Source organism: Streptomyces sp. B6B3 (assembly GCF_039871525.1).
In the GTDB taxonomy this organism is placed as follows: domain Bacteria; phylum Actinomycetota; class Actinomycetes; order Streptomycetales; family Streptomycetaceae; genus Streptomyces.
The window spans coordinates 179,052-191,020 of record NZ_JBDPLU010000017.1; the positions used below are offsets into that span (position 1 = coordinate 179,052).

Consider the following 11,969-nt stretch of genomic DNA (forward strand, 5'->3'; position numbering starts at 1 on the left):
ATGTTCGCTTCGGAGACATCCCTCGTGAGCCCCCGCGTCGCCCAGGTCGTGGAGGCCGTCGAGGCCGGGCGACCCGACGCCGTCGACGAGCTGTGGAAGGAGGTCGCCGAGTCGGGCTCGCCGCTCATGGAACGGGTCGGGGACGACGCCTCCCGGACCCTGGTCACCTTCCTGTGGCGGGATCCGGGGGACACGGAGAACGTGCTCGTGCTCTTCTTCAGCGCGCCGAGCACCGAGGACTTCGGCGAGTACCAGATGTCCCACGTCCCGGGCACGGACCTCTGGTACAAGTCCTACTTCCTGCCCTCGGACCTGCGGACGACCTATCTGTTCTCGGTCAACGACCCGATGGTGCCGTTCGAGTCGTACGCGGACGTCCTGGGGCGCCTGCCCGCCTACCGGACGGACCCGTTGAATCCCCGCGACTACACGCTGATGGGGAATCCGCACGAGTTCAAGGTGTCGGTGCTGGAGCTTCCCGAGGCCCCGAAGCAGCCGTGGAACATTCCGCGCCGCGGGGTGCCCAAGGGAAAGACCCACATGCACACGATGGACAGCGCGGTTCTGGGGACGCGGCACCACATCAGCGTCTACACGCCGCCCGGCTACACCGCCGACGGCGACGAGTACCACGTCTTCCTGCTCTTCGACGGGTGGTCGTACTACAACTTCGCGAACATCACCACGGTGCTGGACAACCTCCGGTTCACCGGTCGGATCCCGCCGTACGTCCTGGTCATGCACACGAACGAGGACCAGGAGATCCGGGCGCGCGAACTCCCCTGCCACGCGCCGTTCGTCGACTTCCTCAACCGGGAGTTGATGCCGTGGGTCCACGAGAACTACCACGTCACGTCGGACCCCGCGCGCACGGTCGTCGGCGGTTCCTGTTTCGGCGGCCTGGCGGCGGCGTTCGCCGCGTTCACGTCGCCCGAGCGGTTCGGCAACGTGATCTCCCAGTCGGGCTCCTTCTGGTGGCCCGGCAAGGGCGCGCCGGACCTGGCGGACGAATGGCTGACGGAGCAGTTCCGGAACAACGACCGACGGCCGATCCGATTCTCCATGGACATCGGAAGCCTGGAACTCGCGATCATGGAGTACGACCCGATGACCACCCACCGGAACGCGCGCGACGTGCTGCTCGAAAAGGGCTACGAGGTGGACTACTCCGAGTACACCGGGGGCCACGACATGGTGTGTTGGCGCGGCACCATCGTCGACCGGCTGCTCTCCTTCCATCCCAGACCCCATGCCGAACCGAGGACCGCGTCCGCCGCGCAGCGGAAGGCGGCGGGCCGATGAGCAGCCGTGCCACGATCACCGTGCTCGCCGGGGACGGCGTGGGTCCCGAGGTGACGGAACAGGCCCTGCTGGTGCTGCTCGCCGTGGAGGAGCGGTTCCACCACACGTTCACCGTGCACCACGGCCTCGTCGGCCTGGACGCCATCGCGGCGGAGGGCGTGGCGATCTCCGACGCCACCTTCGAGACGTGCGCCGGAAGCGACGCCGTGCTCTTCGGCGCGGTCGGCGGCCTGCCGGCGGCGGAGCGGCGGGCCGACGGGCCCCGGCCCGAACAGGCGCTGTTCCGGCTGCGCAAGGAGTTCGGGTTCTTCGCCAACCTCCGGCCGGTGCGGCCCCTGGCCACCGCGGCGTCCCCGCTGAAGCCCGAGTACCTCAAGGGCACCGACCTGGTCTTCGTGCGGGAGCTGTCGGCCGGCCTCTACTACGGGCACCTGGAGTCGGTCCCCGGCAAGCCGAGCGAGATCCGCCGCGACGGGCCCGAGGCCGAGGCCGTCGACACCCTCCGGTACACCGAGGGGGAGATCGAACGGGTGGTGCGGGCCGCCTTCGAGATCGCGGCCGGCCGCCAACGGAGGGTCACCTCGGTCGACAAGGCCAACGTGCTCAGCTCCTCGGTGCTGTGGCGCGAGGTGGTGGACCGGGTGGCCCGCGACCATCCCGCGGTGGCCCACGAGCACATGCTCGTCGACGCCTGCGCGATGCGGCTCATCCGGACCCCGTCGGACTTCGACGTCATCGTCACGGAGAACCTGTTCGGCGACATCCTCACCGACGAGGCGTCGATGCTGACCGGGTCCATCGGCATGCTCCCGTCGGCGAGCCTCGGGCTCCGGCGGACCGCGGGTGGGATGTTCGGACTCTACGAGCCGATTCACGGTTCGGCCCCGGACATCGCCGGCCAGGACCAGGCCAATCCCGTGGGCGCGATCCTCTCCGCCGCCCTCCTGCTCCGGCACTCCCTCGGCCTGCACCGGGAGGCCGCGGCGGTGGAGGAGGCGGTCGAGGAGGTCATCCGGGAGGGCTACCGGACGGTGGACCTGCACGAGGGCGGACGCACGGTCATCGGAACCCGGGAGATGGGTCGGCGCGTCCGGGACGCGTTGGCGCGGTCCTGAGCCCACCGCCGTCTTGAGCCGTCTCGACGAACTGGTAGCTGGAGGTTACCCACTCATGACGTCGCAGCGTCCCGCCACCGGGACCGAGCCCGGCCTGGAGGAGCAGCGCCTGCTGGTCCGGCAGGCCCGCACCGAGATACTCCAGCGCCACCGGGGCCGTCACCGGGGGGGCGGCGCGGAGCCGCCGATCCGGGTCATGGCGCGCATCGTCCAGGACCTGGAACGGGAGTGCGCGGAACGCCGTTTCGACCCGCGGGCCACCCGGCTCGAGATCGTCAACCGGACGATCGGCGACGTCGACGTGCGCCGCATCACCGAATGGGAGGGGGAGGCGGGCGGTCCCGGGGACTTCAGGGCGCTGGGCGACGAGCTCGGCATCGCGCTGCCGGGCGAGGACCTCAACGGGCACGTGGCGTCCGGCGCGGGCTACCGGTGGCTTCGGGCGCGGATGCTGGACGCGGAGCGGGAGCTGCTCGACGCCGGCTACGACCCCCGCGTCTACGACATCCACGGCGTCGGCAATCCGGTGCTGCGCGGCTGGTTGGGGGCGGACATGCGGCCCTGGGGGCTGTCGGCCACCGCCGAGCACGTGGCACTCGGGCTGGGCGCGACGGACTGCATCGACAAGGTGCTGCGCGGCCTGGCCCACCTCGCCCAGCTCAGGTCCGAGCCGCCCGGCGCCGTCCTCTTCGCCACCCCCGGGTTCAACATGCCGGAGATCCAGGCGACGTCCTACGGGTACCGGCTGCACCCGGTCAGGACCCACGCCGAGGACAGCTTCAAGCTGACCGACGCGCGGCTCTCCCGGCATCTCGAACGGAACCCGGACGTCACCGTGATCTACCTGACGGTGACGAACAATCCGACGACGTTCGCCTACGCGCCCGAGGAACTCTCGGCCCTGCAGGCCGTGGTGCGGCGCTTCGCGGACCAGGGGCGCCGCCTCCACGTCCTCGCCGACCTGGCGTACGTGGGGACGGGCCCGCCCGCCGAGGACGAGGCGCGGATGCGGAGCCTGACCGCCGACGCCGACCTGGCCGGTCGGATGATCTACGTCAGCAGCTACTCCAAGACGCACACGCTGACCGGCGAGCGGTTCGGCTGGGCCGTCTTCGGCGACGCCGGGTTCGCCCGCGCCATGGGATCGAGCTGGACGAACAGCGTGGGCTCGCTGCCCGGGGAATGGCAGCTCCGCTTCATGGCCTATCACGCCCTCTTCCGCGAGAACCCCCGACTGATCGGCAAGATCCGCGACTTCTACCGGCTGCGGCGTTCCCGACTGCGTCGGCAGCTGGAGCGATTCGACAAGGAGCATGGGCTTTTTGAGCACATCTATCTCGACGACGACGCGACCATCTACAACTGGAGCAGGCTCAGGGCTGGCGAGGACTGCTTCTCCGTCCTCGAGAAGACCGGGCTCGCCGGAATACCCGGTTCCACCTTCGGTTACTCCGACGACTACATCCGCTTCTCGGTCGGCATCCTGCCTGTTCCGACGGACTGATGGTCGGTCGCGTCGCCGAGGTGATCGGTTCCGACAAGGAGAGAAACATGCAGAAGGAAACAGGCACACACGAAGAGAGCGCGCGGCCGGACATCAACTCCCTCGATGTTCCGATGAACTTCAACTGGAACAACGAGGAGAGTCCGCTCTCGCCGATCCCGGAGCACATTCCCGGTGAGCCGCTGGCCGCTCAGGTCGCCGGCACGGACATCCTGTCGGAGTGTCTGAGGGACGGCCTCCAGGGAATCTCCGGCTATCCGTCGATCGACGAGATGATGCGGTACCTGCACCTGCTCGACGAGTTCGGCGTCAGGTACGCCACGGTCGGCATCTACCCGGGCGGCGCGGACACCCTCAGCGCCACCATGAAGGGGCTGCTGGCCCGGATGCGGGACGAGGTCCCCGCCATCGTGCCCTCCGTGCTCTCCATGTGCACGGAGGAGTCGCTGAAGTGGACCGTCGAATGCCGGGAGATCCACCCGGACCTCGAGTCCCTCGTGTTCATGGGCAGCGCGCCGTCGCGGAGGCTCGCCCAGGGCTGGGACCTGGACTTCATCCGGGACAAGCTGGACACGTTCATCAGGAAGACCGTGGACATGGGCATCCCCGTGATCGCGGGGACCGAGCACACCACCCAGACCTCCCCCGAGGACGTCCGCGCCATCATCCGCACCCAGGTGGAGAGTGGCGCGTACTGCATCGCCCTGGCCGACACCATCGGCATCATCCGGCCGCTCGGCACCTACCGCCTGGTGCGCTTCGTCCGCGACGAGCTGGAGGCCATGGGCGCGCCCGACGTGAAGCTGGACTGGCACGGCCACCGTGACACGGGGAACGCGTTGGGCAACGCGATGATGGCGACCGCGGCCGGGGTCAACCGCATCCACGTGGTGTCGCGCGGCGTCGGTGAGCGCTCCGGCAACGCCTCCCTGGAGGAGGTGGTGCTGAACTTCGCCGCCATCCAGCAGGAGGCCGGGCTTCCCGTTCCCTGGGAGATGTCGCAGCTGCTCCGGTTGATCTCGTTCTACCAGGAGATGGTCGGCGTCACGACGCCGGAGCACGGGGTGCTCGGACTGCGCTACAGCCACACCTCCTCCGGCATCCACACGGACGCCATCCTCAAGGCCCACGGCCTGGCCGACCGGGCGCGCGAGGCCAGCAACCACGTGCTGGAGGGCAGGCTGCGGGAGATGGCCCGCACCGTGTACTCGGCCGTCGACCCGACCACCGTCGGCGGCACCCAGTCCGTGGGCGTCAGCCCGTGGAGCGGCCAGAGCGCCGTGAAGCTGGCCTACCTGAACAGCGGGCGCGATCCCCGCGAGCTCTCCTCCGAGACCATCGAGACGATCCTCGCGCACGCCAACCGGCTGGGGCGCGAACTGACCACGGAAGAGCTCGAGGAGTGCTACGCGGCGGCGCCGCGGGGAGCCTGAGCGCTCCCTCCCGTTCCGACCGGCACGTTTGGAGAACCGTACGATGCCCCGAACGATGTTCGAAAAGATCTGGGACGCGCACGTCGTGCGTGACGAACCAGAAGAGATGCCGATGCTGTACATCGACCGGCATCTGACCCACGAGGCGACCTCGCCGCAGGCCTTCGCCGGGCTGCGGGAGCGCAACCTTCCGGTGCACCGCCCCGAGACCGTGGTCGCCGTGATCGACCACAACGTGCCCACGGTGCCGGGCCGCAGGCTCGTCGACGTCGTCGACGACCAGAGCGTCCTGTGCATCGAGACCATGGAGGACAACGCCAGGGACTTCGGCGTCCGGCTCCTCGACATGAACGACGACGACCAGGGGATCGTCCACGTCATCGGGCCCGAACTGGGCCTGTCCCTGCCCGGCATGACCGTGGTGTGCGGCGACTCCCACACGTCGACCCACGGCGCCCTCGGCATCTTCGCCGTGGGCATCGGCACCAGCGAGGTGGAGCACGTCCTGGCCACCCAGTGCCTGCTGCAGCAGAAGCCCAGGACGATGAACATCCGGATCGACGGGGTGCTGGCGCACGGCGTCTCCGCGAAGGACGTCGCGCTGGCCGTGATCGGCCGGTTCGGCACCGACGTCGGCACCAACCACGTCATCGAGTTCAGCGGCTCCGCCGTTCGCTCCCTGTCGATCGAGGGGCGCATGACGCTGTGCAACATGGCGATCGAGGCGGGCGCCCGGGCGGGCATGGTGGCCCCCGACGACGTCACGATCGAGTACGTGCGCGGGCGCCGTTTCGCGCCCACGGGCGAGCTCTTCGAGCGCGCGGCCGAGCAGTGGCGGCAGCTCGCCACCGATCCCGGGGCCCGCTTCGACGCGGAGTACCGGCTGGACGTCGACGACCTGGCCCCGCAGGTCACCTGGGGCACCAACCCCGGGATGGTCGTCGACGTCACGGGGACGGTCCCCGACCCGGCGGCCGAGCGCGACCCCGCGACCCGGGCGGGGATCGAGCAGGCGCTGGCGTACATGGGGCTGGAGCCGGGACAACGCATCCAGGACGTCCCGGTCGACACCGTCTTCATCGGATCCTGCACCAACTCGCGCATCGAGGACCTGCGCCGGGCGGCCGGGCACGTCGCCGGGCGGCGCGTCGCGGACGGCGTGCGGGCCATCGTCGTCCCCGGCTCCATGCGCGTCCGTCGGCAGGCCGAGGCGGAGGGCCTGGCGGACATCTTCCGCGCGGCCGGATTCGAATGGCGCGAGGCCGGCTGCAGCATGTGCATCGCGATGAACGGCGACCGCCTCTCGGCCGGCGAGCGATGCGCCTCCACGAGCAACCGCAACTTCGAGGGACGTCAGGGACGCGGGGGACGGACCCATCTGGTCAGTCCCGCCACGGCGGCGGCCACCGCCGTCACCGGCCGCTTCGCCGACGTTCGCCAGCTGGAGAGAAAGGACCTGGGATGAAGTTCATCACGCATGAGGGAATCGCCGCGCCCCTGGTGCGGACCAACGTGAACACGGACGACATCATTCCCGCGCGTTTCCTCAAGTCGATTCGCCGCACCGGATTCGGGAAGTCGCTGTTCGCCAACTGGCGCTATCTGGAGGACGGGCACACCCCCGATCCGGCGTTCGTGCTGAACCAGCCGGGATACGAGAACGCGAGCATTCTCGTGTCGGGCGAGAACTTCGGCTGCGGCTCCTCGCGCGAACACGCGCCCTGGGCGCTGCGGGAGTACGGATTCGTGTCCGTCATCGCGCCCAGCTTCGCCGACATCTTCCACAACAACTGCTTCAACAGCGGCATCCTCCCGATCGCCCTGGCGGCGTCGGAGGTCGAGACGCTGCTCAAGTCCCTCGCGGAGGGCGCGTCCCGGCTGCTCGTCGACCTGCCGGCCCAGTCGGTGACGACCCGGGACGGACACGTCTTCCGCTTCGACATCGACCCCTTCAAGAAGAACGCCGCGATGGAGGGCCTGGACAACATCGGATGGTCGCTGTCGCACAAGGACGACATCCTCGCCTACGAGCGGCGCCGCAGCCAGGAGGCGCCCTGGCTCTTTCCCGCGGCCTAGGACCGACGGGTACGGCTCACGACAAGGGTTGGAGATCAGCAATGGACGACAACGGAACCAAGGTTCTCGTCAACGACGAGGAGCAGTACTCGCTGTGGCCCGGCTACCTCGCCGTTCCCTCGGGCTGGCGGGACACGGGCGTCACCGGATCGCGGGAGGAGTGCCTCGCCTACGTGCGGGAGACGTGGACCGACATGCGCCCCCGGAGCCTGCGCCGGCAGATGGAGGAGTCGGCGAACAACGGCGCCCGGGCGTAGCCGTATCCACCGCGACCGTCAGCACTTCCGAGAACCACTCGTCACGTGCCGTACCAGTCTGTTAGGAGCAGCTCATGGACGAACTCGTCGAACGTCTCTGTGCCGAGGGGAAGAACGTCGTCGTCGGCGGCCCCTCCCCCTCCGCGGCGGAACTCCACCGGCGCATCACGGAGATGGGTTATGTCTTCATCACGTTCTCCGACTCGCGCGGCGGGACCAACCTCGGTGTGCGCGTCGACGAGTCCGCCACCGACCTCCGTTCGGCGGACTTCGCCAACGCCACCGGCATCGTGCACGTCGAGGGCACGCTGACGCTGAACTACGTGAAGGTCCGTTGCGTCGCCGACATCGACCTGTCCTCGCTCAGCGGGACCGGCCGGCTGAGGGTCCTCGACGAGGCGCTCGCCGAGTAGCCGCCACACGCCCCTGAGCGGCGGACGAGCCCGCGACGCGCTCGTCCGCCGCTCAGGAGGGCCGGCGCGGCCGGATGGCGCCGGCGGCTCATCCGGGGCTGCGCGGCGGTGCCCCGAGCCTCGCCAGCGCCGCCCGCGCCCGGGCCTGCCCGTCCGGATCACCCAACTCGGTGAAGACCTCCAGGGAGTCCCGGAAGCACTCCACGGCGCCGGGGTCGCCCAACCGCTGGCGGGCCACGCCCTCGTGGTACGCCGCCTCGGCCTCCCACTCGTCGTAGGCCCGCAGGCTCGCGAAGCCCTTCCTGGCCCGCACCAGCGTCTCCACCGCCTCCGACCAGCGCCCGAGCGCCGCGAGCGCCCCGCCCGCGCGGAGCAGCATCAGCGCCTCTCCCGCGTGCTCCTGGCCCAGCTCCCCCTGCGTCCGCCGGTAGCCCTCGCCGGTCTCCCGGTACAGCCGGAGGGCCTCCTCGTGCCGGCCCAGCGCGGAGAGCGCGGTGGCCTCCGAGCCCGCGGCGTAGTGCTCCGCGGTCGGCAGCCCGGCCGCCACGGCCAGCCGGCGGGCGGCCACGCCCTGCTCCACCGCCTCGGCGGGATCGCCGAGCTCGACCAGCAGCCGCGCGGTGTACGCACGGGCCCAGGCCTCCTCGCCGGGATTCCCGACCCGGCCGGCGAGCGCCACCGCCCGGGCGAGCGTCTCCCGGGCGGCGGCGAGGTTCCCGTACATCTTCTGCGCCCAGCCGAGGAAGTTGAGCAGCACCACCTCGTCGTCCTCGCTGCCCAGCGCGCGGGCCGCCGCCACGCCGTGGCCGAACAGCTCCTCCCACGGGACCCGCGCGACGGTGCCGTCGGAGTACCAGTGCATGGCCCGCGCGAAGTGCACCAGCTCCTCGTGCCGCCCCCGGGCGGCGGCCATCCGGGCCGCGGCGATCCAGTGCTCCCGCTCCCGCTCCAGCCACTGGAAGCCCGACTGGGCCTCGCCGTGCGTCACCTGCCGCCGCACGTCGAGCAGCGACCCGGCCTCGGTGGCCCGGACCAGCAGCCAGTGGACGAGCCGGTCCTCGGCCTCCCGCACCCCCGCGGCGGGCTCCTCGGCGGCGAGCCGTTCCCGGGCGAACAGCCGCAGCAGGTCGTGCAGCCGGTACCGGTCGGGCTCGCGGCCCGGCAGCAGCAGGCCGCTGTCGACGAGCTCCTCGAAGACCGGCTCGACGTCCTCCGGCGCGGCGTCCACCAGCGCCGCGCCCGTCTCGACGCCGAACTCGGCGCCGGCCAGCAGGGACAGCCGGCGGAAGACGCGGCGGACCTCGGGGGCGAGCGGCCGGTAGGACAGGTGGAACGCGGCCCGGACCTCCAGGTCACCCGCGGAGAGCAGGCTCAGCCGCCGTTCCTCGTCGGCCAGCCGGTCGGCCAGATGGGCGAGGCTCCAGCGGGGCCGGACGGCCAGCCGGTTGCCGACGATGCGCAGGGCGAGCGGGAGGTGGCCGCACAGGCGGGCCAGCAGGGAGGCCGCCGCCGGTTCGGCGCCCACCCGGTCCGATCCCACGATGCGGCGGAGCAGGCGCAGGCTGCCGTGCTCCGGCAGCACGTCGAGCGGGAGATGACGCACGCCGGTGAGGCCGACCAGGGCCCGGCGGCTGGTGACCAGCGCGGCCGACGACGGTCCCGAGGGCAGCACCGGCCGGATCTGCCGCTCGTCCGCGACGTTGTCCAGAACGAGCAGGACGCGCCGCCGGCGCAGCAGGACCCGCAGCAGGCTGGACCGCTCCTCCACGGTCGCGGGCAGCCGGGACTCCGGCACCCCGGAGGCGCGTAACAGGCGCGCCAGCACGTCGGCCGGCGCGGGTGGACGCTCGTCGGTGCCGCGCAGGTCGAGGAAGAGGCAGCCGTCGGGGAACCGCGCCCCGAGCGTCCTGGCCGCCTCGACGGCGAGGGTGGTCTTGCCGACGCCCGGCTGCCCGTGCAGGCTGGCGACCGCGTAGCTCCCGTCGTGCTCCTGGTCCGACACCTCCGCGGCCCAGGCGCGCAGTTCGGCCAGCTCCCGGTCCCGGCCCGACAGGCCGGGCTGGCCCGTCGGGAGCGCCCACAGGTGCTCGGGGTCGACGGATGGTTCCTCGGGCGCGCCGCCCCGGCCCGGACCCGCGCGATCCCCGTCGGGCCCGTCGCTCCCGCCGCCGGCCGGCGGCGGTTCGGTGGCGGGGTCGGGGCGCGAGGCGCGTCCGGCGGCCGTCAGGAACCGCTCCGTGGCGGCGGCGTCGAGTGAGAGCGCCGCGGCCAGCGCGTGGGCCGAGCGGCGCTGCGGGGTGCGCACCCGGCCGCGTTCGATGTCGCGGACGGCCCGGACGCTCATGCCCGCCCGTTCCGCCAGCTGCTCCTGGCCCAGTCCGCGGGCTCTTCGCAGCCGCACCACCAGGGCGCCGAAGGCCGCTCCCGCCCTCGTGGCCCGCCGTGTCACAGCGTCCCGCGTGTCGTCGCTCATCAGGCACCGTTCTCCTGCCTCGGCGGCCCACCTCCTCAAGGCCACGGGGCCGATGTTACCGAGGCTCCCGGCTCCGTCACACAACGTCCCGAAGGGCGGGACCGGAGGACTCGGGACGGCAGGAGACCGCCAGCAGGGCGGTGTCGTCCTTGAGATTGCCCAGGGTGTGCGCCCTGACGTTCGCCGTCACCGCGTCGACCAGCGCGTCGGGTCCGCGGAAGCGGCGCCCGCGCAGCTCGGCGGCCGGATCGTAGAACTCCCCGCTCGGGTTGCGCGCCTCGGTGACCCCGTCGGTGTACAGCAGGACGAGCGTGCCGGGCGGCAGGTCCGCCCGGGCGAGGCTGGCCGCCGGGCGCGCCTCCCCCGTGCCCAGGCCCAGGGGCAGGGCGCTCTCCGGGATGTGCAGGTACCGGGGCGGGCCGTCGGGGGGCAGCAGGAGCGGCGGCGGGTGACCGCAGCAGACGGCGGCCAGCCGGTCCGGCTGCCCGTGCCCGATCTCCGCCAGCACGGCGGTGACGAACCCCTCGTCCCGGTCCAGCAGCGCCCCCGACCGGTTCTCGCGCAGCAGCGCGCGCTCCACCCGCGCGGCCAGCGACAGCAGGTCCGGCTCGACCGTCGCCCACTCGCGGAACGCGCCCAGCACCACCGCCACGGCGGCCGCGGCGCCCAACCCCTTGCCCGAGACGTCCCCGACGATGACCCGGACACCGTGGGCCGTGTCCGTGGCCGCGTACAGGTCGCCGCCGACGAGCGCTCCGTGTTGCGCGGGCCGGTAGCGGGCCGCGACCCGTATCCCGCCCACCCGGGCCGGCGGGTCCGGCACCACGGCCCGCTGCACGATCTCCGCGACGCCCAGCGCGGAGGCCACCCGCCGGTGTTCGCGGACCACGATGGCGTTGACGAGCAGCGCCAGCGCGGCGCACACCAGCACCGTCGCCACCTGGGCGGCGCGCTCCGCCCCCGCGAGCCCCGGTGGCGTGCTGAGCATGGTGAGCAGCGGCGTGCTGCAGACGATCGACGCCACGCAGGTCACCAGCGTCACCCGGGGCGTGTCCAGCGCCGCGGCGATCAGCGGCGCGGCCACGAACAGGCCGAGGAACGTCACGTTCTGCGCGGTCCCCAGGTTCAGCCCCACACCGGCCACCAGCAGCGCGGCGGGAAGCAGCCGGACCCGACCGCCCGGCTCGCGGCGGACGCCGGCCGGGTACCGGAAGCCGGCGTGCTCCGGTGGCAGCACGGACGCGTCGGTGGCGTGGTCCAGCCACCCCCGCGCCACGGCCCGCCAGTGACGGGTCCTGAACGGCACACCGCCCTCGACGTCGTCACCGCCGTCCCGGCCACCGGGCATCGCCACCTCCGCACGTCCCGGACCCTGCGATACCGCTCGGCGACCGCG

10 protein-coding genes are annotated in these 11,969 nt (G+C 71.9%); 8 read left to right on the forward strand and 2 right to left on the reverse strand.

The genetic code is table 11. From position 1 onward, the window contains the following. The 8 genes from fes to ABGB06_RS29275 all read left to right on the forward strand — a co-directional run bounded on the left by fes (position 1) and on the right by ABGB06_RS29275 (position 8,100). The gene (gene fes, locus ABGB06_RS29240) at positions 1-1,302 is read left to right on the forward strand and encodes an enterochelin esterase (protein ID WP_347594825.1); all 1,302 of its coding nucleotides are present in this window, start codon (positions 1-3) and stop codon (positions 1,300-1,302) included. Continuing rightward, positions 1,299-2,417 (forward strand): 3-isopropylmalate dehydrogenase, encoded by a 1,119-nt coding sequence (leuB, locus tag ABGB06_RS29245; RefSeq protein WP_347594827.1) that lies wholly within the window; start codon positions 1,299-1,301, stop codon positions 2,415-2,417. The genes fes and leuB overlap by 4 nt, the downstream gene beginning before the upstream one ends. Before the next feature lie 55 nt (positions 2,418-2,472). After that, on the forward strand, positions 2,473-3,921 hold the full coding sequence (locus tag ABGB06_RS29250) for a pyridoxal phosphate-dependent aminotransferase (protein WP_347594829.1): 1,449 nt from the start codon (positions 2,473-2,475) through the stop codon (positions 3,919-3,921). Positions 3,922-3,968: 47 nt separating this feature from the next. Beyond that, entirely contained in the window at positions 3,969-5,354 is a 1,386-nt protein-coding gene (locus ABGB06_RS29255) for a hypothetical protein (protein WP_347594831.1), read from the forward strand. A 43-nt stretch (positions 5,355-5,397) separates the two neighbouring features. Then, positions 5,398-6,819, forward strand: coding sequence for a 3-isopropylmalate dehydratase large subunit (gene leuC / locus ABGB06_RS29260; protein WP_347594833.1), 1,422 nt, complete (start codon positions 5,398-5,400; stop codon positions 6,817-6,819). Further along, positions 6,816-7,430: a 3-isopropylmalate dehydratase small subunit gene (gene leuD / locus ABGB06_RS29265; RefSeq protein WP_347594835.1), complete on the forward strand. Its 615-nt coding sequence runs from the start codon at positions 6,816-6,818 to the stop codon at positions 7,428-7,430. Before leuC ends, leuD begins: the two co-directional genes overlap by 4 nt. 41 nt (positions 7,431-7,471) lie before the next feature. Further along, the gene (locus ABGB06_RS29270) at positions 7,472-7,687 is read left to right on the forward strand and encodes an MbtH family NRPS accessory protein (protein ID WP_347594837.1); all 216 of its coding nucleotides are present in this window, start codon (positions 7,472-7,474) and stop codon (positions 7,685-7,687) included. Between the two features lie 74 nt (positions 7,688-7,761). Next, complete coding sequence (locus tag ABGB06_RS29275) at positions 7,762-8,100, forward strand: hypothetical protein (protein WP_347594839.1); 339 nt, start codon at positions 7,762-7,764, stop codon at positions 8,098-8,100. Between the two features lie 88 nt (positions 8,101-8,188). Here ABGB06_RS29275 and ABGB06_RS29280 read toward each other — a convergent pair whose 3' ends face one another. Beyond that, positions 8,189-10,573, reverse strand: coding sequence for an NB-ARC domain-containing protein (locus ABGB06_RS29280; protein WP_347594841.1), 2,385 nt, complete (start codon positions 10,571-10,573; stop codon positions 8,189-8,191). A 76-nt stretch (positions 10,574-10,649) separates the two neighbouring features. Further along, the gene (locus ABGB06_RS29285; protein ID WP_347594843.1) at positions 10,650-11,921 is read right to left on the reverse strand and encodes a SpoIIE family protein phosphatase; all 1,272 of its coding nucleotides are present in this window, start codon (positions 11,919-11,921) and stop codon (positions 10,650-10,652) included. Positions 11,922-11,969 lie beyond the last annotated feature (48 nt).

Coding starts and splice junctions, on each gene's coding strand:
- fes (WP_347594825.1), top strand. CDS start 1: ATGTTCGCTTCGGAGACATCCCTCGTGAGCCCCCGCGTCGCCCAGGTC.
- leuB (WP_347594827.1), top strand. CDS start 1,299: ATGAGCAGCCGTGCCACGATCACCGTGCTCGCCGGGGACGGCGTGGGT.
- ABGB06_RS29250 (WP_347594829.1), top strand. CDS start 2,473: ATGACGTCGCAGCGTCCCGCCACCGGGACCGAGCCCGGCCTGGAGGAG.
- ABGB06_RS29255 (WP_347594831.1), top strand. CDS start 3,969: ATGCAGAAGGAAACAGGCACACACGAAGAGAGCGCGCGGCCGGACATC.
- leuC (WP_347594833.1), top strand. CDS start 5,398: ATGCCCCGAACGATGTTCGAAAAGATCTGGGACGCGCACGTCGTGCGT.
- leuD (WP_347594835.1), top strand. CDS start 6,816: ATGAAGTTCATCACGCATGAGGGAATCGCCGCGCCCCTGGTGCGGACC.
- ABGB06_RS29270 (WP_347594837.1), top strand. CDS start 7,472: ATGGACGACAACGGAACCAAGGTTCTCGTCAACGACGAGGAGCAGTAC.
- ABGB06_RS29275 (WP_347594839.1), top strand. CDS start 7,762: ATGGACGAACTCGTCGAACGTCTCTGTGCCGAGGGGAAGAACGTCGTC.
- ABGB06_RS29280 (WP_347594841.1), bottom strand. CDS start 10,573: ATGAGCGACGACACGCGGGACGCTGTGACACGGCGGGCCACGAGGGCG.
- ABGB06_RS29285 (WP_347594843.1), bottom strand. CDS start 11,921: ATGCCCGGTGGCCGGGACGGCGGTGACGACGTCGAGGGCGGTGTGCCG.